This is a genomic window from Magnetovibrio sp. PR-2 (assembly GCF_036689815.1).
Taxonomy (GTDB): Bacteria; Pseudomonadota; Alphaproteobacteria; order Rhodospirillales; family Magnetovibrionaceae; genus Magnetovibrio.
Map to the genome: position 1 here is coordinate 56,808 of NZ_JBAHUR010000016.1, position 24,569 is coordinate 81,376.

Consider the following 24,569-nt stretch of genomic DNA (forward strand, 5'->3'; position numbering starts at 1 on the left):
AAGAAGAACATCCAAGCTGCGCAATGCGCGGCTTGGCAAGCGCGACCGCGCGCCGGCGCTTATGCGCCGTGAGCCAAGGGGGGCGCAGCCGCCCGCCCGGCGTTTGAGGGGCAACTAAAGATAATCCATCAACATGGCAACCAAAGGAATATCCGCCGGCGGCATGGGCAGTTGGTTTAAGCGGTTGGGCTTCACCCACTGAAGCTCTTGTCCCTCATGCCCCTTCACCGTGCCTGTCCACGTGCGGCAGAGATACAGCGGCATGATCAAATGGAAGCTTTCATAAGCATGGCTCGCAAACGTAAACGGGGCGAGGCAGCTTTCCGAGATATCGATGTCGAGTTCTTCTTTGAGCTCCCGCACCAAGGCGACTTCGGGTGTTTCGTCGTCATGCACCTTGCCGCCCGGAAACTCCCACAGGCCCGCCATGGACTTGCCTTCTGGCCGTTGCGCCATCAACACGCGCCCGTCGGTGTCGATCAAGGCCACAGCCGTGACCAACAGCTTGGGCTTAGCCGCTTCACGGGCGAACCAGTCTTCGGCCTTTTGCACGTAGATCTTGGCCTCGACATTGGCGCAGCGCCCATGCATTTCGGTATTGATGTGGCTGTAGACAAACCCGGCCTTTTCCAGCACCCGGCCGGATGCGGGGTTGTCCGGGTGCACGCCGCCCGCCACTTGGGAGAGTTTGGCGCGTTCGAACGCAAAGCGCACGGCGGCCCGTGAGGCTTCTGTGCCAAAACCTTGGCCCCAAAAGTCTTTTCCCAGCCAATAGCCGAACGTGTTGTCGCCCGTGCCCATGTTCACATCAATGGTGCCGATCACATCGCCTTCGATGCGGCGCTCCATGGCAAAAACATGACGCGTGTTGGCATTGCGGTCCAGCATGACTTTTTCAATAAAGGCCTCGGCATCGCTCAAGGCATAGGGATAGGGCATGCGCTCGGTATAACGGCTGACACCCTCATCATTGCAGAGCTCCACCAAGCGATCCGCATCGGCCTCTGTGAGACGGCGCAGGCGCAAGCGCGGCGTTTCCAGCACCGCGATGTTCACTGGCATCAATGCCGTCATACACCCCTGATCCGACATGGCTTAAGACCTGTAGTCGGCGTTGATGGAGATATAGCCGTGGGTCAAATCGCAGGTCCAAACCGTCGCATGACCATCCGCAATGCCGACGTAGACTTCGATATGGATGTCTTGGCCCTTCATATGCTCGGCCACGGGTGTTTCATCGTAGCCTTCAACCCGCATACCGTCTTCGGTCAACTGAACGCCACCGATGCGGATGCCCAACTTGTCCCGGTCCGCCGCTTCGCCCGCTTTACCGACCGCCATGACGATCCGGCCCCAGTTGGCGTCTTCGCCGGCAATGGCGGTTTTGACCAAGGGGGAATTGGCAATGCACAGACCGATGCGTTTGGCCGCTTGGTCGTCTTCGGCACCTGTGACGTCGATGGTGATGAACTTGGTCGCGCCCTCACCGTCTTTGACCACTTGGTGGGCGAGATCCATCAGCACCTCGTCGAAAGCAGCTTTGAATTCGGCCAAAATCGCATCGTCAGCAGAGCTTGGCGCTTCGTTACCGGCTTGGCCCGTAGCGAACGCCATCACGGTGTCTGACGTCGATGTGTCGCTGTCCACGGTGATGGAGTTGAACGATGCGTCCGAAGACGGGCTCAACAAGTCCTGCAAAACGTTCGCTGGAATGTTGGCGTCGGTGAAGACATAACCCAGCATGGTCGCCATGTCGGGCGCAATCATGCCCGAGCCTTTGACGATGCCGTTGATAACCACGTCCACGCCGCCGATGGAGGCGGTGCGCGACACGCCCTTGGCATAGGTGTCGGTGGTCATAATGGCGTTGGCAGCCGCTTCAAAGCTTGCCGTACCCAGCGCCGCCTTCAAATCGGGCATGACTTGGCACACCAAGTCGTGGGGCAACGGTTCACCGATGACGCCGGTGGAGGCACTGAAGACTTCTTTGGCTTCGCAGCCCACATGTTCGGCGACGGATGCCAGGATGTGGTCCACGCTTTCTTCACCGCGCTTTCCGGTAAACGCATTGGCGTTGCCGCTGTTGACCACCAGGGCGCGGGCATAGCCGCCCGGCAGGTATTCCCGGCATTTCAGCACCGGGGCAGACGCCGTTTTGGATTTGGTGAACACACCCGCGACCGTGGTGCCGGGCGCAAATTCGGCCAGCATGACATCCGTGCGGCCTTTGTACTTCACGCCCGCTTCGACGGTGGCAAAACGCACGCCGGCGATGTCCAACATCTTGGGAAAGCTGTCGGGTGCAAGGGGAGAAATCGTCATTTCCATTGTATTTGTCCGTTTACTCTTGAAGAGCCTTTAAGACTTCTTGGAAGCTCTTCTTTTCAATTTTCGCTTCAGAACGGAGCTGTTCCATAAATTGGTTGCCCAGATCCGTTGACACATCGTTGGTGAGCAGCGTGCGCAGCTCTTGATAATCGGGAAGTGTCAACGGTCGTCGTTCTTCCACCAAAATCACGTGCCAACCGAACCTGGTTTTCACGGGTATTTGGGAATGCTCGCCTGTGTCCAAGACGCTTGCGGCCTCTTCGAACTCTTTAACCATTTGGCCGGGAATGAACCAGCCCAGTTTGCCGCCGTTTGCCTTAGTCGGGCCCGTGGAATGCTTGGACGCCAACTCAGCAAAGTCAGCACCGTCTTCCAGCTCTTCGATCAAGGTTTTGGCGTAATCTTCGTCTTCGACCAAGATGTGACGCGCACGGGTCTCAAAACGATCTTTGATCGCGTCGATCTGTGCAGCGTAGCGTTCTTTGATCATCTCTTCGGTGACGCGCGCGCTGATATGGCGTTCCAACATCATACGCTGCAAAAACTGGTTCGAAGCTTGCTCGACCTTGCGTTTGAATTCCGGGGTCTTGTGATATCCCAATTCCCGCGCTTTGCCCGCTGCTAAATGTACGTTCACCAGTGCTTCCATCAAGATCGGATAGACATCACGCATCGGTGCGACCTGTAATTTGACCGGCAATAGGTTGCGCGCATTATCCACATCAGACAGGCGAATTTCAACGCCGTTCACGGTGGCGACCACCGGATCGGTTTCAACAGTTTGGGCTTCGACCGTCGCCGATGCGGAGAACATCAGCACGGCACAAAGAATGATTCGTTTCAAAAACATCGGTTAAGCTTTTCTCATCACTTCACTTGGCATAAAGCACATCATGTGCGTCTGGACAAGCATTGAGAAGACATCAACGCGAATTTTTCCCTCAAACAGGGCGTGTAGCCCCTTTCTCCTGCCATGACGTGTGTTACCATGGCGCCGCTTTTCACAGGAAGGATGTCAAGGCTTTGACCTTTCGACTTTCAGCACTGATTGTTTGTGCCTTGGGCTTTTGCGCCTGGAGCTCTCCGGCCTGGGCCGGTGACTTTTTGTTCCAGTGGGACAACGACAAGGTTGCCGACACCGACCGCCACTACACCAACGGCATGCGCATCGGTTATGTTCCCGACGACATGTGGGCACCGTTTCAATCCAGCACGGATTTTTTGGTCGCTTGGTTGGGCTTTGGTGGGTTTGGCGATATTGCGCCTGCACAGCGTGCTGACGGTTGGGTGTTCGGTCAGGATATGTACACACCTGAAGACGTCCTGTCCTACACCCCTGACCCCAATGACCGCCCGTATGCAGGCTGGACGTATGTTGGATTGACGTCCTTGGCGCAAACCCAAAATGCTAGCCTGGGCATGGACCAGCAAGACACGCTAGAGGTCGACATTGGCATCGTCGGGCCCGAAGCCCGTGCTGGAGAAACACAAAACTGGTTTCACCGCCAAATCAATGTTGCCGAATCCAATGGCTGGAACAGCCAAATCGGCACAGAACCCGGCCTGCTGATCACACGCACAGTCAAATTGCGCTCCCAAACCTGGGACGACTGGAATGATTGGGGACTGGGTGTGGATGCGATCCCGCACGCAACCGGGCAGCTGGGCAACATCAAAATCGGCGCTTCGGCGGGCCTGACCTTTCGCTTTGGCCAAAACCTCCGCGAAGATTTTGGGCCGATTTACGGCACCTTTGCGATCCCCAGACAGGCCCCGAAATCCTTCGTTTGGGCGTTCTACGCTGGGGCTGAGGGACGCGCGGTCGTGCGCGACATTTTCTTGGATGGCAACACCCTCAAAGACAGCCCGGACGTGGATCGCAATCCGTTTGTCTTGGAAAGCCGCTTCGGGCTCGTCGGCCATGTCCCGGTGCCTGAGGGCTGGGGCCTCAAAGGGGCTCGCATGGACCTCAGCCACGTCATCCGCTCGCGCGAGTTTCGTTCCCAAGACAAAATCGACCGCTACGGCAGTTTCAAGCTGATTTTGAACTTCTAGGCTGGACTGACAGCCGCACCCACAAACGTTTCCGGTCCTGACGTTTGAACAGGCGCGTCTAAATCATCCTCGTCTAAGCTGAAAACCTCCAAGGCACGTGTTTGGCGTTTATACGTTTTGGCGGCCTCTTGCCGGTTGGGATCAAAGGCGTTCGCAAGAATCTCACCCATGCGCGTCATCAAGTCGATATCGGCCTTGACCAAACCGTCCCTCAGGGCCAAGTCCACCATGCGATCCAAAGTCATGCAGGCTTCGGCACCGTGGGCAAAACTGGTGCCTTTGATGCGTGCGCATATGTCATGTGTGACGACGGACAGTCCTTTAAGCGTTTCAGACATATCGCCCGACCGTTCTTGCTCGCCGCACAGCTGGGGTAAAGCCTCTTCTAACATCCAGCCGATTTTGTAGGCCTGGCGCTGAACCATAAACTCATTGATGCGTTGCTTGGCCATAGTCATCAAACGGCGTTCATGATTTTTGCTGATGTGGTCGCTCATGCGGTGATGCAGCGGATTGGGCACATCAATCAGCGGCACGTCCACCGTGCCCGGGCAACATTGGGCAGGCTCCCGCACGGCGCGACGTTATGAAAGCCAGCCCCGTGCAACTGATTAAACAAGTCCGTTCGTAACTCAGAATTTGGTTCGGTGAGCACCACACGAATATTATCAAAATGGGACATGGACATGTCATCTCTCCTTTTGTCGGTCATCGTGGGGCACGATTGCCGACTGTTGAGCATTCCCTTCGCTCTTTTTATTCCAAATCCACTTGCACGCACGCCCAGCAAAGCAGATCGCTTATTTGCCACTCTTAAATTCGTTACGGACCTGCAACATAAAGCCCTTTTCGTTGCATATCCGGAACGATAAAGTCCTTTTTTTAGGGGCACTTAGGTGCCCCTTTTGGATAAGCGTAGTTTTGACCTCTACACACTAAAAGTCAAGTCGCATTGTATGAACTTTATATAAATAAGGTTGTGAGGTCGATTTGTGAGCATCTCATGATTCACTTTATTCGGCCAAAATGAGAGAAAATTGCAGAAGTTGGGCGGGCATGCGTTGACAGACGTCCTTGGCCTCTCTAATTCTGTCTCACCATTGGGGGACCGGGGGCGCTGTTTGCCTTGCGCTCCTTGCCTTTAATCCTACTTCTGAGGCCAGAAAATTCATGCTCGGCGCAATCGCAAAAAAACTCTTCGGCACTGCCAATGACCGTTATGTCAAAGGTCTGAATAAGCTTGTCGATGCCATCAACGCCATTGAGCCCGAGCTGGAGGGGTTGAGCGACGACGAGCTGAAGGCACGCACCGGCTGGCTTCAGGGCCGCCTCAAAGACGGCGAAACCTTGGACGACGTTTTGGTCGACGCCTTCGCCACCGTACGCGAAGCCGCCAAGCGGGTTTTGGAACAGCGCCACTACGACGTGCAGCTGATGGGCGGCATCGTTCTTCACCGCGGTCAAATCACGGAAATGAAAACCGGTGAAGGTAAAACGCTGACGGCTACTTTGTCGGTATACCTGAACGCCTTGGAAGGCAAAGGCGTGCATGTGGTCACGGTCAACGATTATTTGGCCAAACGTGATGCGGAATGGATGGGCGAAGTGTATGGCTTTTTGGGCCTGACGACCTCTTGCGTTGTCCACGGCTTGTCCGACGAAGAACGCAAAGCGGCTTACGGTTGCGACGTCACCTACGGCACCAACAATGAATTTGGCTTCGATTACCTGCGCGATAACATGAAGTTCACGTTGGAAGATATGGTCCAGCGCGAGTTCAACTACGCCATCGTTGACGAGGTCGACTCGATCTTAATTGACGAAGCGCGCACCCCCCTGATCATTTCCGGCGCTGCGGAAGATTCCTCCGCCCTCTACATCGCCGTCAACAACCTGATCCCGAACTTGTCCGCCGCCGATTACGAATCCGACGAAAAAGCCAAATCCGTGACCTTGACCGAAGACGGCAACGAACACGTCGAAAATCTCCTGCGCGAAGCGGGCCTGATGAGCGACGGCAATCTGTATGACTTGGCCAACGTCAACTTGGTCCAACACGTCACCCAGGCTTTGCGCGCGCACAAGATGCACCAGCGCGACACGGACTACATCGTCCAAGACAACCGCGTCGTCATCATCGATGAATTCACCGGCCGCATGATGGAAGGTCGGCGCTATGGCGAAGGTCTGCACCAAGCCTTGGAAGCCAAGGAAGGCGTGCAAATCCAAAACGAAAACCAAACTTTGGCGTCCATCACTTTCCAAAACTATTTCCGCATGTATCCGAAGCTCGCCGGTATGACCGGTACAGCCATGACCGAAGCGGGCGAATTTTCGGAAATCTACACGCTCGAAGTGGTCGAAATGCCGACCCATCGCCCGTGTATCCGCGATGACCAAAACGACGTGGTCTACCGAACGGCCAAAGAAAAATACGACGCCATTGTCGATCTCATCGAAGAATGCCAAGAACGCCAACAGCCTGTCTTGGTCGGTACCGTGTCCATCGAAAAATCGGAATACCTGTCCGGCATTCTCAAAACCAAGAACATCACCCACAACGTCCTGAACGCGCGCCACCACGAACAAGAAGCTTTCATCGTCGGTGATGCGGGCCTTCCGGGTGCGGTTACCATCGCCACCAACATGGCGGGCCGCGGCACCGACATCCAGTTGGGCGGTAACTTGGACCTGCGCATTCAACGCGAGCTGGGCGAAGACCGCTCCGACGCGGACATCGACAAAATCAAATCCGAAATCGCCGCCAACAAAGAAATCGCCATGAACGCTGGCGGCCTTTACATCGTTGGTACCGAACGTCACGAAAGTCGGCGCATCGACAACCAGCTGCGCGGCCGCACCGGGCGTCAAGGCGACCCGGGTGCTTCAGTATTCTTCTTGTCTTTGGAAGACGATTTGATGCGCATCTTCGGGTCTGAGCGCATCGACAGCATGTTGGTCAAACTGGGCTTGGAAGAAGGCGAAGCCATCGTCCACCCGTGGATCAACAAAGCGTTGGAAAAAGCCCAACAAAAGGTCGAAGCGCGCAACTTTGAAATTCGCAAAAACTTGCTGAAATTCGACGACGTCATGAACGACCAGCGCAAAGTGGTTTATGCCGAACGCAAAGAGCTGATGAGCGTCACCGACGTGTCCAACGACATCGTCGGCATGCGTCACGAAATGATCGACGATATGGTCAGCCGCGCGATCCCAGAAAAAGCGTACCCAGAAGAATGGGACACCGAGCTTTTGCATGAAGAAGCTCTTCGCGTGTTCGGCCTCGACCTGCCCATCGCCGACTGGGCCAAAGAAGAAGGCATCGCAGACCAAGAAATCCGTGAACGCATAACGGACCATGCTGATCGCAAAATGGCTGAAAAAGTTGCCAAGTACACACCGGAAGTCATGCGCGACGTGGAAAAGAGCCTCTATCTGCAAGTCTTGGATCAGATGTGGAAAGACCACCTGTTGTCGCTGGATCACCTGCGCCAAGGCATCGGGCTGCGTTCGTACGCGCAAAAAGATCCGCTCAACGAATACAAGCGCGAAGCGTTCGGCATGTTCGAAGAACTTCTCGCCAACATTCAAGACCGTGTGACGACCATTTTGTCCCACGTCGAGCTGCAAATGATGCCGCCCGAAGGCCTCGCGCCGCAAGGCCCAACCAACGTGCAAGAAGGCCACCAAGACCCGGCCTTTACCCCAGCGCCCGTGGAAAACGAGCCCGTGCCGGAGCCTGTAGAAAGCGCCAAAAACTTCATCTCCGCCACCCGCAAAGGCGCGCATGAACGCGACCCGAACGATCCCTCTACCTGGGGGCGTGTGGGCCGCAACGAGCCGTGCCCGTGTGGTTCTGGCAAGAAGTTCAAGCAGTGCCATGGACGCGTGGCTTAAAACTGATTTATCGCTTAAAACGCGGACGATGTGGCAAGTTCAGCTTGGGTAGATCCTTGGCACAGAACTGATCGACGCTGGGATCGCCGGTGCCGGCCGCGTACGCCAGCCACGTGCGCAAGATACGTGCGTCTTGCAACGTTATCCCATCGTGGTTGTTGGTCTGGTACGGCATTTCCTCTTGGCCGGCCATGGCTTGGTCCGTCATGTCTTCAAACGTTCGCCAGTCTTGATTGTAGTCCATCACCGGTTCACCGTTTGCGTCAAACTGATTGTATTCGGGGTACGCCAAGGGAAATTCAGAGCAGCCCCGTTTGATAACCACCTCAATGCCCGGCCGAATTTTTTCGTCCACCAGGCTCTGAAACAGCGCTTGCAGCTCTTTTGCTTCTTCCAGGCTGCGGCTGTAGACTAGGCCCTTGTACGCACCTTTAATGTTCTCGCGCAGCTCGATATGGCACTTGCGGGAGTTGTCGTTTGGCAGCTCAACCCCATCATACAGCCATGCCAACTTCATCAGCTCGACAACGTTGCCCACTTCGATGGATAGCTTAAAACAGCTAAAGCAATATTCGGCGATGGCATTGTGGGTCTTGAACAATTTCAAATGTCGCGGACAGTTCCACGCCGCCGCTCTGCCCCGCCAGATTTGCGATGTACGGGTCAGCTCCAAGCTGTTGTGTTGCATCAAGACCTCTTCCGCCGCTTGATATAACTCAACCACCATGTCGTCCGTGATCGGCTGCCCGTCTGCATGCACAAAATGCGTACTTTGCAGCGCCTGATGCGCTTGGCTGAGCGCGCTATCGTTCTCGGCTTGGCCCTCAACGTGATTGAGGAGTTCCGCCAACAGGTCCATCAATTCCGGATCTTGGGGATTGTTTTTCAAAGCCCCTTCGACAAACGATATGGTCTTTTCCAGCTCGCCGCGTTTTTTCAAGACATTTACGCCACCCAACACTGCCAGTGAAAACTTCGGATCGCTTGCCAGCGCGCGTTCAAAGGTTTCCATCGCCGTGTCCAACCGCCCCAGACACATGTAGGCATGCCCGATGTTGTTCAGGGCTTGGCATAAGCCGGGTTTGACCTTGAGCACGGCCTCGAACTTTTCAATGGCCTGTTCATAGTGCGCAAATTCGTTCAGCAGAATACCTAAGTGAAAAGAGGCTTCGACGTCGCTGGGGTTAAGCGAAATCGCTTTTCCAAAGGCCGCCTGTGCATGTTCGAAGTCATGCAGGGCGGTATAAGCCTTGCCCAACACACAATGGACTTCGGAGCGCTCCGGCGTGATCGCTATGGCTTTTGTGAGCAGCTCTACCGACGATGCATGTTGTCCGGATTGAAATGCCAAAAGCCCCAGCAGGTAGAGCGCATCGGGCTGGCGCGGATCGGCTTGAAGAACTTGGCGATAGAGCTGTTCGGCCTCGTGCAGTTGGCCTGCGCGGTGATGCTGTACGGCACCGTTGAGGCTTTGGCCGACGTCAATCGCCTGCCCTCTACGGCCGCCTTTATTGCGTTTTCCGGATCTAACCATAGCCCAAGGACTAACATATGGATTACTCAACCCGAAAGAAAAAAGGCCGCTCAAACAAGCGGCCTTTGGTCATTTTGATAAAAGCACAAGCCTCAGCTCACCTTAGCTCAGGCCCACCTTGCCCATGTCGAGAAACTTCTCACGACGCTTGGCTTTAAGCTGACCGCCGTCCAGTGGGGCCAGTTCGGTCAGTTGACGGCCGATTTCTTCGCCCACCGCTTTCATGGCGGCTTGCGCGTCGCGGTGTGCACCGCCTAAAGGTTCGCTCACCACAGCATCAATGACTTTAAGCTCCAAAAGATCTTGAGCCGTCAGACGCAGGGCCTCAGCCGCTTCACGGTTCATGGCACCGTCACGCCACAAGATGGACGCACAGCCTTCGGGCGAGATCACGGAATAAATCGAGTGTTCCAGCATGATCACCGCGTTCGCTGACGCCAACGCAATCGCGCCGCCCGAGCCGCCTTCGCCGATGACGACGGAGACAAACGGAACTTTCAACTGGAAGCTCACTTCAATGGATTTGGCAATGGCTTCGGCCTGACCGCGCGCTTCGGCGTCAGCCCCCGGAAATGCGCCGGAGGTATCAACGAAGGTGATGATCGGCATCTTAAAACGATCGGCCATTTGCATCAGGCGTTGGGCTTTGCGATACCCTTCCGGTTTCGCCATGCCGAAGTTGTGGGTCACACGGCTTTCGGTGTCTTTGCCCTTCTCAATGCCCAATACCATCACGGAGCGGCCTTGGAAACGCCCCAGGCCACCGACAATGGCGGCGTCTTCGGCGAATAGTCGATCGCCGGCAAGCGGCGTGAAGTCTTCGATCAGCGTGTCGATGTAATCAACAGCGTGCGGCCGGTCCTGGTGGCGGGCGACTTGGGCCTTTTGCCAGGGCGACAGTTTGGTGTAGAGCGAAGAAAGTTGCTTTTCCACTTTGGACTGCAACTTACTGACTTCGTCGGCAATGTTCACTTCGGAACCGGTCAGATGACGCAGTTCTTCGATTTTGCCTTCGAGCTCGGCGATGGGTTTTTCGAAATCGAGATAGTGATGCATGGCGGTTTTCTAGCACGCAATTTGGGACCAAAAAAGGGCAAAAAAGCACCGCCGCCCAATATGTTGGACAGCGGTGCTGTTTTTTTACTCTCCAAGCGGCTTTCAAATGCACAAATTACTGCGCCGCTTGGCAAGCGCGACTGCGCGTCGGCGCTTATGCGCCGTGAGCCAAGCGAGCTTAAGCTCGCGCCCGGCGCCTGAGGGGCAAAAATCAAAATTAGCGGTTTTTGATGGCTTCAGCCGTTTTCACCATGACTTCGGCCTGTTTGATGGACGCGATATCGATCAAACGACCGTCCAACGTCACAGCGCCTTTGCCTTCTTTTTGGGCCTGTTCCATGGCTTCCAAGATGGCTTTGGCCTTAGCGACTTCGGCGTCGGACGGGCTGTAAACTTCGTTGGCGGCGTCCACTTGGGTCGGGTGAATGGCCCATTTGCCTTCACAGCCCAAGATCGCAGCGCGCATGGCCTGAGCTTTGTAGCCGTCAATGTCACGAATGTCGCCAAAGGGACCGTCGATGGGGCGCAGGCCGTTGGCGCGCGCAGCAACCACCATGCGGGCGATGGCGTAGTGCCACATGTCACCCCAGTGGAAGTCACGCGTACCGGCGTCATCTAGCGGATCGGTCAGCACACCGTAGCCCGGGTTCGGGCCACCAATGGCGGTGGTGCGGGCTTTGGTGGAGGCTGCGTAGTCGGCAACGCCAAAGTGCAGAGATTCATTGCGCGGGCTTGCAGCGGCGATTTCGTGCACGTTTTGCATGCCCAGCGCCGTCTCAATAATCATTTCAAAGCCGATCTTGTTGGTAAAGCCCTTGGCTTCGCAGATTTGCGTGACCATCATGTCGACCGCATAGACATCGGACGCGGTGCCGACTTTCGGGATCATAATCAGGTCCAGCTTGTCACCGGCTTGTTCGACGATGTCGACCACGTCACGGTACATGTAGTGGGTGTCCAAGCCGTTGATGCGAACGGAAACGGTTTTGTCACCCCAGTCCAGATCGTTCAGCGCTTCAATGATGTTTTTGCGCGCTTGCGGTTTGTCGGACGGTGCAACGGCGTCTTCCAAATCCAAGAAAACGGCGTCGGCGGTGCCACCTGCGGCTTTTTCCAAAAAGCGGGTGGAGGAACCGGGCACGGCCAGCTCAGAACGGTTGAGGCGCGCCGGGGCCTGTTCGGGAACGGTAAAGCTCATGGGGAGGTCTCCCTTAATTATGATTATATAAGTACGTAAAGCCTCGTCCATTTAAACCAAGGTCTGGGGAGAAATCACGCATTTTTTGTGCAGGTGCGAAAAGATTTTTTTTCTTATTTATTTTCAGACCACTAGGCGAGAGGGTGCGCCGAATTCACCAGCTGTTTCAAGCGTTCATCCAGCACATGGGTGTAGATTTGCGTCGTGGAAATGTCGGCGTGCCCCAGCATTTGCTGTAATGCACGCAAATCCGCGCCGTGGGCCAACAGGTGGCTGGCGAACGAGTGGCGCAGAACGTGGGGGGAAACACGCTTTGGCTCAAGCCCCGCGTCAATGGCGAGTTGCTTTAACAGCTGGGCAAACCGCGCCCGCGTGAGAAACCCCTGCTTGGCCCGGGACGGAAACATGTACGGGCTGTCTTTCCCACCTTTGGGCAAAAAACCGTCGCGCACATCCAGGTAGGCCAAGATGGCGTCGGTGGCGGGCTCGCTCAAAGGCACCATGCGCTCCTTATTGCCTTTGCCCCGCACGATCAACATCAAGCCGTCCCTGGACAGCGCGCGCAAGGGCAGGCCGACCAGCTCGGAAACCCGCAGGCCTGTGGCATAGAGGATTTCCATCAACGCCATCATGCGCTTGCCGTCCTTGCCCGCGTAATTGGTGGCGGTGGACAGCAGACGGTCGACCTCATCCTCACTCAGATACTTCGGCAAGGCTTTGCCCACCTTGGGACTGTCGATAACTTGGGTGGGGTCGTCTTCACGGATGCGTTCCGCATAGAGAAACCGAAAAAACATGCGCAGCGCCGACAACCGCCGCGCTTGGGTGCGTGCAGCCAGACCATAGCCGTCCAAGTGCTTCAGATACGCCCGGATTAAATCAGGGGTGGCTGCGACCATGTCTTCGTGCTTGGCCTTGGCGAAGCCTGCGAAGTCACCCAGGTCACGCTGGTAACTTTCCAGCGTGTTTTTCGCCGCGCCGCGTTCCGCCACCAGCATTTCGAGAAACATCTCGACCTCGCCCGGCAGCGGTTCGGTGATTTTGCGACGACGGCCCATCCACAGCCTCTCTCGTTTCGATTAAAGCCCAGCGGCGACCACCGCCTCCAACACCATGTTGTGGACTTCGCGGTCCAAGCCGACATTGCGAAGGGCACGCAAGACATGGTGCAAAACAATCGGGTCCGCACGTCCTGGCCCACCATCGCCCAAACTCACCAAGCTCAACAACACGGTTTCACCCACGCGCCCTTGGGACGACGCGCCCACCAGCAAGAACCACTGGGATGCGTGCGGTGCCATCAGTGCGGTGTGAGATGTGCCTTCAACCAAATCCGCCCAGATGTCCTGGGGCACGTATTCGCCCTCCGCCATCAACCCGGCAGCCAAGGCAGCGGCCTTTTCCCGTGCGCCCGGCATGTCTTTGACCACCTGCCACCAGTCGCTCAAGTTTTCGAGATCCCAGTCAGCAGCCCGCTCAAACCCAGACAGGCGAGCCAGCGGCATTAAGGCCGCCAGTTCGCGCGCCAGCTGCTGATCGTGCTGAGCGGAGAGTTGCAACAAATCGAACCACGGGGAGGCTTCGCCATGGCGCTGCGAAACCAAAAACGCGCGGATGGCTTCGGGTGCGAACCAGGCCAGATCCTTCGCGGCAGTGACGCGGCTGAGCTGGGGCAAAAATGCGCGCGCGGTGGAGCCATAGCGCCCGCCTTGGCGGGCCATGCTGAGCGCTTGATTTAAGGCTTCAGCCTGGGCTGCAGGAACCGTCTGCATCAAGGTCGCACGGTACAAAAGCGCACGGCTCATGGGCCCCGAAAGCTGCCCTGCGACCGTCAGAGGGCTTTTGAGCTGGTCTTCGCTAAACGTAATGCTGGCGTAGAGTTGGCGCAGGGCATCAACGTTCAAAGCTCCGGCAACTTCAGCGCGTTCAGCCGCTTCTAGGCGTAGCTCCGGTGAGGCATTGGGGCTAATCGCAATGGCGCGCAAGACGCCCGGGCGGTTGGACGCAATCACGTCTTCGGGCAGCTTGGCTTTGGCGACCCGCGCCAAGGCCAGATGCAGCGGTGTCGGGTCCGACAAGCTTTCGATCACCGGGGCCTTATCACCAGGTGCCGCCAAGGCTTGGATCAGTTGGAAAAAGACATGATCGTCAGAGCCCATTTCTTCCAACAAGGACATGCCCAACAAAGCCGCATCGGTTTCGCCTTCCAAGGCTTGGCAGAAGATAAAGGCTTTTTGCCAATAGTCGGTGCTGCGTTCTTGGATATATGCGTGAGCCAACTGACAGGCCCGCGCAACGTCTCCGGTCAAAAAACGCGTGTCGACTTCAACGCGCAACAATTCTGGACTGACACTTTGACTTGGAATCCGTTCCAACAATCCGTTCACACCCGCAAAGTCGCCCATGGCCGACAACAGTGTGGCGCGCAACGTGATCAGCCCACCGGGCTCGCCGCCTGCGGGAACTTTTGCGCCGGTCAACAGCACGCGGTGCATCAAATCGCGCATGGCCGGCGATGCGGTTGTCACCGGCACTTGAACCATCAGATTTTCAATCACATCGCGGCGCGTGCCTTGCCACATGTCGGGCCCAAAACCGCCTTCAGACGGCCCCAAGGTTCCGGCAACGTCGGGATTAATCGCACCTAAGCTTTCCACCTGGACACCACCTCCCAGATTGGAAGGCGGCGGGTTTTCAACTTCGTACGACGGCGCGATCGCTTGGGGGCCGCGCGGCAGCGGACGGGCGGGGTTGGGCGCCGGATGAGACTTCGGTGGCTCCAACTTCAACGGCGGGCGCAAATCCAGCGGCTGGGTGTCTTGTGCGCCAACCGCACCGGGCAGTCCCATGGTGACGGCGCCCAGCACCAAAACCGCACCAAGTGTACGTTTAGTGCGGGAAACGTTCATCGGGAATGACCTTTTCGACGGTGCTCACGGGTGCGGGGATGTCCCAGGTGGCCAACATGACCCCACCGCCACCGACGGCGGCCAACACCAAAACGAGAAGAAAGATCGGCAATTTGCGCATAGCGATTTAAGTACCCTTGAGATTTCGATCAGAGAATATCGATCAGTTTTGTTGCGGTTCCAGCATCTTATGCTAGGTTCCGACTGTGGCGAATTTTCGGCAGTTTATCGGCTCCCCGCACGGGATTCCACTAAGATCAGGCCTAAAGTTAGCCACAAAAGGCTTAAGGAGAGACAAACGTGCCCAAAACCCCACGGATTACCCGCGCGATCGTGATGATCGGACTGATGGGCGCTGGAAAAAGCACCGTGGGTCGCCGTTTGGCGCGCCGTTTGTCCGTGCCGTTTATCGATTCGGACGACGAAATCAAAAAAGCTGCCGGATGTTCCATTGAAGACATCTTCAAGCTCTATGGTGAGGACGAGTTTCGCGCAGGCGAAAAACGGGTCATGGACCGCTTGTTGGACGACGGCCCTATGGTCCTAGCCACCGGGGGCGGCGTGTTCATGAACGACGAAATTCGGCGCAAGATTTTGCAACGCTCGACCTCAGTATGGTTAAAGGCCGGACTGGAGTGCCTGGTGGAGCGCACGTCCCGGCGCGGCGGGAGACCCTTGCTGGCCAACGGAAATCCGAGAAAGACCCTGGAAAAGCTGATCAATGAGCGCTATCCCGTCTATGAAGAAGCCACCATTGCCATTGAAACCGATGACCTGTCCCATGAAAGTGCGGTCAAACGCATCGTGAGCGCGCTAAGAGAACGAGACGACATATGAGCACACCTGCCAATCAAACGCTTCCTAACGAAACCCTTCGCGTTGATTTGGGCGAACGCAGCTACGACATCATTGTCGGCGCGGGCCTGATCGTTGATGCCGCCGACTGGATTGTCCCGATCTTGGCCCAAAAGCGCGTTGTGATCATCACGGACGAAAACGTCGCACCGCATTATCTGGCGCCGCTCATGTTTTCCCTGCAACACGCTGGCGTGCAGTGCCACGACATCACTTTGCCTGCGGGCGAGCAGACCAAAAGTTTCGCGCAATTTCAAAAGCTGTGCGAAGACATCTTGGCCCTGCGGGTCGAACGGTCCACCACGCTGATTGCTTTGGGTGGTGGCGTGATCGGCGATTTGGTGGGCTATAGCGCCGCATCTGTACTGCGCGGCATGCCGTTCGTGCAAATTCCCACCACATTGCTCAGCCAAGTCGATAGCTCCGTCGGCGGCAAAACCGGCATCAACACCCAACACGGCAAAAACTTGGTTGGTGCGTTTTATCAGCCGAAACTGGTGCTGGCCGACACCTCCGCGCTCAACACCTTAGACAAACGCCAGTTGTTGGCGGGGTATGCCGAAGTTGTGAAGTACGGCCTAATTGACGATCTGGACTTCTTTGAATGGTTGGAAATCAACGCCCAAGACCTGATCGATGGCGACATGGATAAACGCCGCCAAGCGGTGATGACCAGCTGTGCGGCTAAGGCCCGCGTGGTGGCCGAAGACGAACGCGAAGGTGGACGGCGTGCGTTGCTCAACCTAGGCCATACCTTTGGTCACGCGCTGGAGGCTGAAACCGGATATGGCGATACGCTGTTGCATGGAGAGGCGGTCTCCATCGGCACGGCCATGGCGTTTGATATCTCCACCCGCTTAAGCCTCTGCCCCGGCCAAGACACTCAGCGTGTTGCGCAACATTTCGCCAAGCTCGACCTGCCGTCCGATCTGAGCCAACTGCCGACCAAAGGTTGGACGGCGGAAAAGCTGTTGGATCACATGAGCCGCGACAAAAAAGTTCAAGACGGCAAGCTTACGTTTATTTTGGCGCGCGGCATCGGAGAATCTTTCATCACACGTGACATTGCATCCCAAGACGTGCACGACTTGTTAGATGATTGGCTTCACAATAAAAGTGGATAAACTACAGGCATGATTTACATCGCTGCCGCCATTTTGGTTTTGCTGATTTTGTCCGCGTTCTTTTCCGGGTCGGAAACCGCGTTGACGGCTGCGTCCAAACCGTTGATGCACCAGCTGGAAAAAGACGGAAACCACCGGGCTGGACTGGTCAATAAACTCCACACGCAAAAAGAACGCCTGATCGGTGCGATCTTGCTGGGCAACAACTTGGTCAACATCTTGGCGTCTGCATTGGCGACCAGTTTGCTCATGACGTTATTCGGCGAAGCCGGTGTCGCCATTGCCACCTTGGCGATGACGCTTCTGGTCCTGATCTTCGCGGAAATCCTGCCCAAGACCTATGCGTTGCGCCATGCGAACCGGGCGGCGTTAGGGATTGTGCCCATCATCAATGTGATCGTGATCGTTTTGATGCCGTTTGTGATGACCATTAACTTCATGGTGCGCATCATCTTAAAAATCTTCGGTGCGGACAAAGACAGCACCGGGTCCGAAGAGGCCGCCCAGGAATTGCGCGGCGCCATTGAACTGCACACCACCCAGGCCGAAGGCGAAGAAAAAGAATCCGGTGTGATGCTGAGAAGCGTCTTGGACTTAGCCGACGTGCAAGTTGGGGAGATCATGACCCACCGCAAAGGTGTGCTGGCCATCCGTGCCGAAGACCCGGTGGAAAGCATCATCACCCAAGTGCTGGACAGCCCTTATTCGCGCCTGCCGTTGTGGAAGGACGAACCCGACAACATCATCGCCGTGATCCACGCCAAGGCGCTGCTGCGCGAAGTGCGTGAACACGCCAATAACGCCGATGAGATCAACAAGCTTGATATCTTGTCCATCGCCACCGACCCGTGGTTTATCCCGGAATACACGCCGCTGCTTGATCAACTACAAGCCTTTCGCGAGCGCCGGGAACACTTTGCCATGGTGGTGGATGAGTACGGATCGCTTCAAGGCATCGTGACGTTGGAAGACGTGTTGGAAGAAATCGTCGGCGACATTTCCGATGAAACCGACATCACGGTGCCGGGCGTCAATGTGCATCCCGATGGTTCCATGGTGGTGCAAGGCGACGTCACCATTCGTGACCTCAACCGCCAGTTCGAATGGGAACTTCCCGACGAAGAAGCGGCGACGATTGCCGGGCTGATTTTGCACGAATCGCGCCGCATCCCCGAGGTCGGGCAGAGCTATCGATTCTTTGGGTTTACCTTTGAAATTCTGCGCCGCTACCATCACCAGATCAAAACCATCCGCATCACGCCGCCGCCAACGCCTTCCTAAATCGTCCGGTTTGTGCAATTGGTTGAACATAGTGCTGCCCGTGTTTGTGCCGAGATGACTTCGGGCGTGTGTTGCTGTAAAACGATCATAAGAAACCAATATATGTGGCACTCTGGAGAGGAATGCACATATAGAAATATGATTTATGACGACTATAACTGGGGAGCCACATCGTCATGCACAGGCGCATAATACCGGATGTTGTCGTTCAACAAGACATCATCGCGCTCAATCAAACCAAATCGGTGCACGATGCTGTGCAGCTGATGAGTTCTCATAAAATTGCTGCGATTGCCGTCACCGATGGTGCCGATGACAGGTTGGTCGGCATCCTTTCCGAACGTGACATCACACACCGCGTGCTGGCGTGCGGTCTCAATCCCCAAGCCACGCTCCTTTCTGATGTCATGACCGATAATCCTGAATGCGTTCGCCCAGGGGATGCGTGCCTGGATGCGATTGAACTTATGCTCAGCCGCAACATCCGCCATCTCCCCGTCGTCACAGAGGAACATAAGGTCGTCGCCATGATTTCCATGCGCGACCTTTTGGAAGCCTCGCTCAAGGAACTGGGCATTCAGATCGACGAAAAACGCGACGCGGCATTCAGTCCTGAATAATTCCAGCGCTAGCTTGCGGCGCGATAATCCACGTTTTCAGCTTGCATGTCAGCTTTGCGGGCATTTTCGGCCAATTTGCCATGACCGGCGTGGCTGTGACCAATATCGGATGCAGCTTCACGGAAATAGCGCAAGATGAAAGCCCGAACAGCAGCTGTACGGCTGGACCCTTTGCGGCGCTGATCAATCAGGGTGCAAACTTCGTGAAGAGTCATCTCTTCGCGTTCACAGATTTCTTCCAAAGCATCCCACACATCGTGCTCTAGTCTTAAACTGGTCCGACGACCGCCCACGGTCACATTTCGGCTCAACAGTCGGCTGTTCATTTTGAACACCCCCCACTCTATATTTTGCGTTTTAACTTCGCTTAGTTGTCATGCAGACGCTTCGCACGTCTTCAGAACACCCCCATATTGTCTAATGATTTACCATTTTCAATGGCATTTTTGGACTACCTCACAACACCTTGAATAATATGATTATTTTTGCGTTTTGTATGCTCAGGCGCTTTTTTTATCTCTGAAGTCGTCACAAAACTTAGGCTTCTCCGGGCGTAAGCGTCTTCAACTCAAGCGCGTGAATCCGCCCGGCCATTTCTTCTGCCAGGGCGGCGTAGACCATGCGTTGGCGTTGTACCCGATTTTTGCCTTCAAAAGCCGTAGACACCACGGTCACAGCAAAATGGCTTTCACCTTCGGGACTTGCGCCGGCGTGGCCCGCATGCTGAGCGCTGTTGTCGATAACATCGAGCTGTTCAGGGCTCAAAGCGGCGGTGAGTTTCTCTTCAATTGCGGTGCGCACGCGCATGGATGAATTCCTTTGTTTCAATGATCCTGAGAAAGAAGTAGAACATTTCAAAGCTCCGTCAAGGTAAAGCCTCGCGAGCTTGCAAGAAAGCCCCGAAAACCCCATAGTTAAGCCATGCCGAGCCAAGCAAAAAAATCAGGGTTGAAGACCCCTTTTGACTTCTCCACCAACCGCAAGCCCAAGACCCGGGTTTGCGATTGGCACGGTTGTGAAGAAGAGGGCGAATTTCGCACCCATCGCTCCCCCCGCGAAATGGGCAGCCATGTCTGGTATTGCACGGATCACATCCGCGAACACAACAAGGCCTGGAACTATTTCGAAGGTTTGAGCGACGACGAGGTCGAAGCTGTTATCAAAAACGATACGGTCTGGCAGCGCCCGACGTGGGAGCTTGGGTCCAAATCCGACCACGCCAAGGCCAAAGCCTTTGCTGCTGGGGCCAACATCAAGGACGATTTTGGCTTTTTTAAAGACGCGACGGATGACACAGGCACCCGCACGCAAGGTCAACAAAACCGCCCATTTCATCCCGACACGCCGGAAGCTAAGGCTTTCGCCATTTTAGATTTGGCCCTGCCCGTGACCCCTGACGAGGTCAAGGCGCGCTATAAAAAGCTGGTCAAACAGCACCATCCCGACGCCAACAAAGGCTCTAAGGATGCTGAAGAAAAATTCAAAGAAATTGGCCTTGCGTACCAAACCGTCATGCACCACCTTGGCGCATAAGATACATTTGCCATCCCCCTATTGATCGGAAGTCAGAATGCCCGATACCGCTCCGTCCACTTTCCCGCTTGACGCACCCGATATTTCTATGGACGTCCGCCAGACCTTTGGGCTGGACATCGATATGGAAGTCCCTGCCTTTTCCGAGGGTGAAGAACACGTGCCCGCGATCGATGAAAACTACCAGTTCGACTTCGACACCACACTGGCAATCTTGGCCGGGTTCAAGCACAACCGCCGGGTCATGATCCAGGGCTATCACGGCACGGGCAAATCGACCCACATCGAACAAGTCGCGGCGCGCTTGAACTGGCCGATGATCCGTGTGAACTTAGATAGTCACGTATCACGGATCGACCTTGTCGGCAAAGACGCCATCGTCTTGAAAGACGGCAAACAAGTCACCGAGTTCCGTGAAGGCATCTTACCGTGGGCGCTTCAGCACCCGGTCGCTGTGGTGTTCGATGAATACGACGCAGGCCGCCCGGACGTGATGTTCGTGATCCAACGCGTGCTGGAGGTCGAAGGCAAATTAACGTTGCTGGACCAAAGCCGCGTGATCCATCCGCACAACCACTTCCGTCTGTTTTCCACGACCAACACCATTGGTTTGGGCGACACCACGGGTTTGTATCATGGCACGCAACAAATCAACCAAGGCCAGATGGACCGCTGGAACATCGTGGCGACTTTGAACTACCTGCCCCACGATGACGAAACGAAGATCATCTTGTCCAAGGTTAAAGAATACCAAGACGACGCAGGTCAAAAGATTGTGTCCGCCATGGTGCGCGTTGCCGATCTCACGCGCGAAGGCTTCATCAGTGGCGATATCTCCACCGTCATGAGCCCGCGCACGGTCTTGACCTGGGCGGAAAACGCACAGATTTTCGGCAATATCGGCACGGCGTTCCGGATGAGCTTCTTGAACAAGTGTGACGAGCTGGAACGCCCCGTCGTGGCGGAATACTACCAACGCTGCTTTGGCGAAGAGCTTCCGGAATCCCTGCTGAAATCAGGGACCGAGGCTTAACACACTGAAATGTCCGATGCCGAGCCCCGCAACGAAACACTAAAACGCGCCACCGCAGCGACGCTGAAAGCCATGAGCCAAAAGCGCGACATGCTGGTGCAGTTCGTGCGCGGCCAAAGCGCGCCGGCATTTCACGGCGGCCTCGCGTCCTTGCCCGAACCGGAACAAGGCCCGCAACTCAAAGCACGTGACATTCAACGTCTGCGCGGTGAAGCCGATGCGTTGGCCATGCGGCTGAATTACCACGACCAAAAGCTTCATGCACAACTCAGCCCGGCGGGTGACGATGCGCGCAAGGTCTTCAACGCCTTGGAACAAGCGCGCGTCGAAGCTGTCGGCATTCGCGATTTCCCCGGTGCTGGCCAAAACTTATCGCACCTGCACAGCCAGACCGCGTCTGCATTCGAAGACGGCACGCCGCGCGACAATGCACAAATGGCTGAAGCCTTGGCCTTGTTGGCGCGCCAACGTTTCAGTGACGAGCCCATCCCGCCCCAGTCACTTCTGATGGCGGAACAATGGCGGCCCTGGCTGGAAGACAAAGCGCCTGGGCACTTGGATAAGCTGTCCGACGCCATAGGCGACCAGGCCCAGTTCGCGCATCAAGCGGGTCTGTTGATGAAAGCGTTGGAGCTGCTCCACCAACTGCCCAGTGAAACCGAGTTTGACGACAGTTCCAACCAAGACCAAACGCCCAACGAGCAAGACGAACAGCCTCAACCGGACGAACAGTCTCAGCCCGAAGACCAAGACGACCAAGACGCCGACGGCGCCGTGGGCGCCGAAAGTGCTGGCGCGGAAATGAGCGATGGTCTCGACGGGGGCGACGGCTTGGACGAAGACATGATGACCGGTGGCGAAACACCCGCAGGTCCGGGGGAACAAGACGACAACTGGCCCATGAACGAGTACGGCCGCAGTGTGCCGTACAAAGCCTACACCGCACATTATGACGAGGTCATCCAGGCCGAAGATCTGTCCGACACATCGGAACTGATCCGCCTGCGCGATCAATTGGACCGCCAGTTGGACAAACTGCAAGGTGTGGTCAGCAAACTCGCCAACCGCTTACAACGCCGCTTGCTCGCCAAACAAACGCGCTCTTGGGAGTTTGATTTGGAAGAAGGCATGCTTGACGCAGCAAGGCTTTCGCGCGTGGTCATCGACCCCTATGCGCCCTTGTCGTTTAAGGAAGAAAAAGACGCGGATTTCCGCGACACCGTGGTCACACTGTTGATCGACAATTCCGGCTCCATGCGTGGTCGCCCCATCACCATTGCGGCAACCAGCGCCGACGTCATGGCGCGCACGTTGGAACGGTGCGGCGTGAAGGTTGAGATTTTAGGCTTCACCACCAAGGCCTGGAAAGGCGGCAAGTCCCGCGAGCTGTGGGTCGAAAACGACAAACCGGAAAAACCCGGTCGGCTGAACGATCTGCGCCACATCGTCTATAAGGGCGCAGATGCCCCATGGCGGCGAGCCCGGCGAAACCTAGGCCTGATGCTCAAAGAAGGCATCTTAAAAGAAAACATCGACGGCGAAGCTTTGCTGTGGGCGCACGAACGCTTGCTGGCGCGTCCCGAACAGCGCCGGATTCTCATGGTGATTTCCGACGGCGCGCCGGTGGACGATGCGACCCTGTCGGCGAACGCCGGCAACTATCTGGAAAAGCACTTGCGCGACACCATTGAATGGATTGAAACCAAATCCACGGTCGAACTGGTCGCCATCGGCATCGGCCATGATGTGACGCGCTATTATCGGCGCGCCGTAACCCTTTTGGATGCCGAAGATTTAGGCGGCACCATTATGGCTGAGCTGGCCGATTTGTTTGACGAAGACAGCCCACAGTCGCACAAACGCATGACCGGACGGCGGCGCGCTTCCTAGCAAAATTCTTGCCTGGAGCGGCAAAATCTCTCATATTTAGGGCGGTGGTAAAACCGAGTTCGGTTTTTCTGGGAGAAAGCACATCATCAACCGCATGAAACATGCTGTACTGAAGACAATGCGAGCAATCGCCGTGACGCACCGAGGTGCGGCACAGGTGGCGTTGTTCGCCATGTTCTTGCAAGCGATGATCCCGCTGAGCGCCGCCATCCCGCTCCCAGGTGAAGACGGCGCACGGGACGGTCAATCCCTGCCGAACTTCTATCTTGTGATTTGTACGGCCTACGGTGCAGACACCCAGGTTGGTCTTGATGGGGAACCTCTGGACAAGGTTCCCAACAACGCGACACCTTGGGACTGTCCGGTCTGTCAATTACAGGCCAGCGTTCAAGGTCTGGTTCCGCCGTCGCCTCAGGTGGCGTTTCTGGCTCCACCCCTCCCTCCGGAGCCAAAAACCCCTGCAGATAGCGACATACGGACCCCGCTTTGGACTGCCGCACCCGGCCTCGCCCGCGCCCCTCCGGCTGCTTAATTTCTGACATTACCAATCGAGAGCACCCTGGGCGGACTGGACACCTGCCCTGGGTGCGATCTCGTCTTCGATTTATCACCACGCACGCCAAACGCGCTTAAAGACCGTTGCGTGCCGACGGGTGTAAACCACACCCAAACACACAAGGAAATTCATTATGCAGTCCGTTAAAACTCTTTTTGCGACCTCTATGATTGCCGCCACCGTATTCGCAGGCCAAGCGTTCGCCGCCGACATCACCGTTTCCCACCCCTGGGCCCGCGGCTCTGCGGGTATGGCCAAAGCGGGGGCGGCCTTTATGCAGATCACCAACGCAGGCGCCGACAACGCCTTGATCGCCGCCAAAGCCGACGTTTCCAAAAAAGTTGAGCTGCACACCCACACCATGGTCGACGGGGTGATGAAAATGCGCGAAGTCGAAGGCGGCATTCCCCTGCCCGCAGGTCAAACGCAAGAGCTCAAACCCGGCAGCTACCACGTCATGTTCATGGGCCTGAACGCGCCGCTCAAAGAAGGCGAAAAGTTCCCCGTCACATTGGTGTTTAAAAATGGCGGTGAGCAAACCATCCACGTGCAAGTGCAATCGCCCAAAAGCATGGGCGGCATGAAAATGGACCATGGGACGATGAACCACGGGAATATGGGCGGCATGAAATAACGCCCCCAGATCATCACCCGAAATAAAAAAGGCCGGAGAATATGCTCCGGCCTTTTTGCGTTTTGT

The 24,569-nt window shown here is 56.1% G+C and carries 23 protein-coding genes and 1 pseudogene; 11 read left to right on the forward strand and 13 right to left on the reverse strand.

The window, feature by feature from the left end:
- Positions 1 to 114: 114 nt before the first annotated feature.
- The 4 genes and pseudogenes from V5T82_RS18290 to V5T82_RS15955 form a co-directional block, all read right to left on the reverse strand.
- Positions 115 to 558: a (deoxy)nucleoside triphosphate pyrophosphohydrolase gene (locus V5T82_RS18290; RefSeq protein ID WP_442917862.1), complete on the reverse strand. Its 444-nt coding sequence runs from the start codon at positions 556 to 558 to the stop codon at positions 115 to 117.
- A 66-nt stretch (positions 559 to 624) separates the two neighbouring features.
- A pseudogene (locus V5T82_RS18295) lies at positions 625 to 1,092 on the reverse strand (GNAT family N-acetyltransferase); the annotation flags it as partial.
- Between the two features lie 3 nt (positions 1,093 to 1,095).
- Complete coding sequence (gene argJ, locus V5T82_RS15950; protein WP_332896664.1) at positions 1,096 to 2,328, reverse strand: bifunctional glutamate N-acetyltransferase/amino-acid acetyltransferase ArgJ; 1,233 nt, start codon at positions 2,326 to 2,328, stop codon at positions 1,096 to 1,098.
- 13 nt (positions 2,329 to 2,341) lie between these two features.
- Positions 2,342 to 3,178: a peptidylprolyl isomerase gene (locus tag V5T82_RS15955; RefSeq protein WP_332896665.1), complete on the reverse strand. Its 837-nt coding sequence runs from the start codon at positions 3,176 to 3,178 to the stop codon at positions 2,342 to 2,344.
- A 173-nt stretch (positions 3,179 to 3,351) separates the two neighbouring features.
- Here V5T82_RS15955 and V5T82_RS15960 point away from each other — a divergent pair, with 173 nt between their 5' ends.
- Positions 3,352 to 4,383, forward strand: coding sequence for a lipid A deacylase LpxR family protein (locus V5T82_RS15960; protein WP_332896666.1), 1,032 nt, complete (start codon positions 3,352 to 3,354; stop codon positions 4,381 to 4,383).
- Here the strand turns inward: V5T82_RS15960 and V5T82_RS15965 are convergent.
- Positions 4,380 to 4,958 (reverse strand): hypothetical protein, encoded by a 579-nt coding sequence (locus tag V5T82_RS15965; RefSeq protein WP_332896667.1) that lies wholly within the window; start codon positions 4,956 to 4,958, stop codon positions 4,380 to 4,382. The two genes, V5T82_RS15960 and V5T82_RS15965, sit on opposite strands and share 4 nt — an antisense overlap.
- A 595-nt stretch (positions 4,959 to 5,553) precedes the next feature.
- On the opposite strand from V5T82_RS15965, the gene secA reads away from it, so the two are divergent.
- Positions 5,554 to 8,280 (forward strand): preprotein translocase subunit SecA, encoded by a 2,727-nt coding sequence (gene secA, locus V5T82_RS15970; RefSeq protein WP_332896668.1) that lies wholly within the window; start codon positions 5,554 to 5,556, stop codon positions 8,278 to 8,280.
- A 7-nt stretch (positions 8,281 to 8,287) separates the two neighbouring features.
- Here secA and V5T82_RS15975 read toward each other — a convergent pair whose 3' ends face one another.
- The 6 genes from V5T82_RS15975 to V5T82_RS16000 all read right to left on the reverse strand — a co-directional run bounded on the left by V5T82_RS15975 (position 8,288) and on the right by V5T82_RS16000 (position 15,098).
- Complete coding sequence (locus V5T82_RS15975; protein ID WP_332896669.1) at positions 8,288 to 9,814, reverse strand: tetratricopeptide repeat protein; 1,527 nt, start codon at positions 9,812 to 9,814, stop codon at positions 8,288 to 8,290.
- A 102-nt stretch (positions 9,815 to 9,916) separates the two neighbouring features.
- Positions 9,917 to 10,870, reverse strand: coding sequence for an acetyl-CoA carboxylase carboxyltransferase subunit alpha (locus V5T82_RS15980; protein WP_332896670.1), 954 nt, complete (start codon positions 10,868 to 10,870; stop codon positions 9,917 to 9,919).
- A 217-nt stretch (positions 10,871 to 11,087) separates the two neighbouring features.
- Positions 11,088 to 12,068 carry an HpcH/HpaI aldolase/citrate lyase family protein gene (locus V5T82_RS15985; protein WP_332896671.1) on the reverse strand — a complete coding sequence of 327 codons (981 nt, stop codon included), beginning with the start codon at positions 12,066 to 12,068 and terminating at the stop codon, positions 11,088 to 11,090.
- A gap of 131 nt (positions 12,069 to 12,199) precedes the next feature.
- On the reverse strand, positions 12,200 to 13,126 hold the full coding sequence (gene xerD / locus V5T82_RS15990) for a site-specific tyrosine recombinase XerD (RefSeq protein WP_332896672.1): 927 nt from the start codon (positions 13,124 to 13,126) through the stop codon (positions 12,200 to 12,202).
- Between the two features lie 21 nt (positions 13,127 to 13,147).
- Complete coding sequence (locus V5T82_RS15995) at positions 13,148 to 14,977, reverse strand: hypothetical protein (RefSeq protein WP_332896673.1); 1,830 nt, start codon at positions 14,975 to 14,977, stop codon at positions 13,148 to 13,150.
- Positions 14,958 to 15,098, reverse strand: coding sequence for a hypothetical protein (locus V5T82_RS16000; RefSeq protein WP_332896674.1), 141 nt, complete (start codon positions 15,096 to 15,098; stop codon positions 14,958 to 14,960). Before V5T82_RS16000 ends, V5T82_RS15995 begins: the two co-directional genes overlap by 20 nt.
- 179 nt (positions 15,099 to 15,277) lie before the next feature.
- Here V5T82_RS16000 and V5T82_RS16005 point away from each other — a divergent pair, with 179 nt between their 5' ends.
- The 4 genes from V5T82_RS16005 (at position 15,278) to V5T82_RS16020 (ending at position 18,857) form a co-directional block, all read left to right on the forward strand.
- Positions 15,278 to 15,814: a shikimate kinase gene (locus tag V5T82_RS16005; protein WP_332896675.1), complete on the forward strand. Its 537-nt coding sequence runs from the start codon at positions 15,278 to 15,280 to the stop codon at positions 15,812 to 15,814.
- Complete coding sequence (aroB, locus tag V5T82_RS16010) at positions 15,811 to 16,956, forward strand: 3-dehydroquinate synthase (RefSeq protein ID WP_332896676.1); 1,146 nt, start codon at positions 15,811 to 15,813, stop codon at positions 16,954 to 16,956. Before V5T82_RS16005 ends, aroB begins: the two co-directional genes overlap by 4 nt.
- Before the next feature lie 9 nt (positions 16,957 to 16,965).
- Entirely contained in the window at positions 16,966 to 18,237 is a 1,272-nt protein-coding gene (locus V5T82_RS16015) for an HlyC/CorC family transporter (protein WP_332896677.1), read from the forward strand.
- A 176-nt stretch (positions 18,238 to 18,413) separates the two neighbouring features.
- Positions 18,414 to 18,857: a CBS domain-containing protein gene (locus tag V5T82_RS16020; protein WP_332896678.1), complete on the forward strand. Its 444-nt coding sequence runs from the start codon at positions 18,414 to 18,416 to the stop codon at positions 18,855 to 18,857.
- Positions 18,858 to 18,865: 8 nt separating this feature from the next.
- Here V5T82_RS16020 and V5T82_RS16025 read toward each other — a convergent pair whose 3' ends face one another.
- Both V5T82_RS16025 and V5T82_RS16030 read right to left on the reverse strand, forming a co-directional pair.
- Positions 18,866 to 19,183: a ribbon-helix-helix domain-containing protein gene (locus tag V5T82_RS16025; protein ID WP_332896679.1), complete on the reverse strand. Its 318-nt coding sequence runs from the start codon at positions 19,181 to 19,183 to the stop codon at positions 18,866 to 18,868.
- Positions 19,184 to 19,394: 211 nt separating this feature from the next.
- On the reverse strand, positions 19,395 to 19,664 hold the full coding sequence (locus tag V5T82_RS16030; protein ID WP_332896680.1) for a BolA family protein: 270 nt from the start codon (positions 19,662 to 19,664) through the stop codon (positions 19,395 to 19,397).
- A 141-nt stretch (positions 19,665 to 19,805) separates the two neighbouring features.
- Here V5T82_RS16030 and V5T82_RS16035 point away from each other — a divergent pair, with 141 nt between their 5' ends.
- The 5 genes from V5T82_RS16035 (at position 19,806) to V5T82_RS16055 (ending at position 24,503) form a co-directional block, all read left to right on the forward strand.
- Positions 19,806 to 20,390, forward strand: a complete 585-nt coding sequence (locus V5T82_RS16035) for a J domain-containing protein (protein ID WP_332896681.1) — start codon at positions 19,806 to 19,808, stop codon at positions 20,388 to 20,390.
- A gap of 37 nt (positions 20,391 to 20,427) precedes the next feature.
- A complete protein-coding gene (gene cobS, locus V5T82_RS16040; protein ID WP_332896682.1) occupies positions 20,428 to 21,423 on the forward strand; it encodes a cobaltochelatase subunit CobS in 996 nt (331 codons plus the stop codon).
- A 9-nt stretch (positions 21,424 to 21,432) separates the two neighbouring features.
- A complete protein-coding gene (gene cobT / locus V5T82_RS16045) occupies positions 21,433 to 23,313 on the forward strand; it encodes a cobaltochelatase subunit CobT (protein WP_332896683.1) in 1,881 nt (626 codons plus the stop codon).
- 133 nt (positions 23,314 to 23,446) lie between these two features.
- Positions 23,447 to 23,845: a DUF2946 family protein gene (locus V5T82_RS16050; protein WP_332896684.1), complete on the forward strand. Its 399-nt coding sequence runs from the start codon at positions 23,447 to 23,449 to the stop codon at positions 23,843 to 23,845.
- A 157-nt stretch (positions 23,846 to 24,002) separates the two neighbouring features.
- Positions 24,003 to 24,503, forward strand: coding sequence for a copper chaperone PCu(A)C (locus V5T82_RS16055; protein ID WP_332896685.1), 501 nt, complete (start codon positions 24,003 to 24,005; stop codon positions 24,501 to 24,503).
- Positions 24,504 to 24,569 lie beyond the last annotated feature (66 nt).

What these genes read in the sequence shown, in the direction of transcription:
- argJ (WP_332896664.1), bottom strand. Translation starts at nt 2,328, where the DNA reads ATGGAAATGACGATTTCTCCCCTTGCACCCGACAGCTTTCCCAAGATG.
- V5T82_RS15955 (WP_332896665.1), bottom strand. Translation starts at nt 3,178, where the DNA reads ATGTTTTTGAAACGAATCATTCTTTGTGCCGTGCTGATGTTCTCCGCA.
- secA (WP_332896668.1), top strand. Translation starts at nt 5,554, where the DNA reads ATGCTCGGCGCAATCGCAAAAAAACTCTTCGGCACTGCCAATGACCGT.
- V5T82_RS15975 (WP_332896669.1), bottom strand. Translation starts at nt 9,814, where the DNA reads ATGGTTAGATCCGGAAAACGCAATAAAGGCGGCCGTAGAGGGCAGGCG.
- V5T82_RS15980 (WP_332896670.1), bottom strand. Translation starts at nt 10,870, where the DNA reads ATGCATCACTATCTCGATTTCGAAAAACCCATCGCCGAGCTCGAAGGC.
- V5T82_RS15985 (WP_332896671.1), bottom strand. Translation starts at nt 12,068, where the DNA reads ATGAGCTTTACCGTTCCCGAACAGGCCCCGGCGCGCCTCAACCGTTCT.
- xerD (WP_332896672.1), bottom strand. Translation starts at nt 13,126, where the DNA reads ATGGGCCGTCGTCGCAAAATCACCGAACCGCTGCCGGGCGAGGTCGAG.
- V5T82_RS15995 (WP_332896673.1), bottom strand. Translation starts at nt 14,977, where the DNA reads ATGAACGTTTCCCGCACTAAACGTACACTTGGTGCGGTTTTGGTGCTG.
- V5T82_RS16000 (WP_332896674.1), bottom strand. Translation starts at nt 15,098, where the DNA reads ATGCGCAAATTGCCGATCTTTCTTCTCGTTTTGGTGTTGGCCGCCGTC.
- aroB (WP_332896676.1), top strand. Translation starts at nt 15,811, where the DNA reads ATGAGCACACCTGCCAATCAAACGCTTCCTAACGAAACCCTTCGCGTT.
- V5T82_RS16015 (WP_332896677.1), top strand. Translation starts at nt 16,966, where the DNA reads ATGATTTACATCGCTGCCGCCATTTTGGTTTTGCTGATTTTGTCCGCG.
- V5T82_RS16020 (WP_332896678.1), top strand. Translation starts at nt 18,414, where the DNA reads ATGCACAGGCGCATAATACCGGATGTTGTCGTTCAACAAGACATCATC.
- V5T82_RS16025 (WP_332896679.1), bottom strand. Translation starts at nt 19,183, where the DNA reads ATGAACAGCCGACTGTTGAGCCGAAATGTGACCGTGGGCGGTCGTCGG.
- V5T82_RS16030 (WP_332896680.1), bottom strand. Translation starts at nt 19,664, where the DNA reads ATGCGCGTGCGCACCGCAATTGAAGAGAAACTCACCGCCGCTTTGAGC.
- cobS (WP_332896682.1), top strand. Translation starts at nt 20,428, where the DNA reads ATGCCCGATACCGCTCCGTCCACTTTCCCGCTTGACGCACCCGATATT.
- cobT (WP_332896683.1), top strand. Translation starts at nt 21,433, where the DNA reads ATGTCCGATGCCGAGCCCCGCAACGAAACACTAAAACGCGCCACCGCA.
- V5T82_RS16055 (WP_332896685.1), top strand. Translation starts at nt 24,003, where the DNA reads ATGCAGTCCGTTAAAACTCTTTTTGCGACCTCTATGATTGCCGCCACC.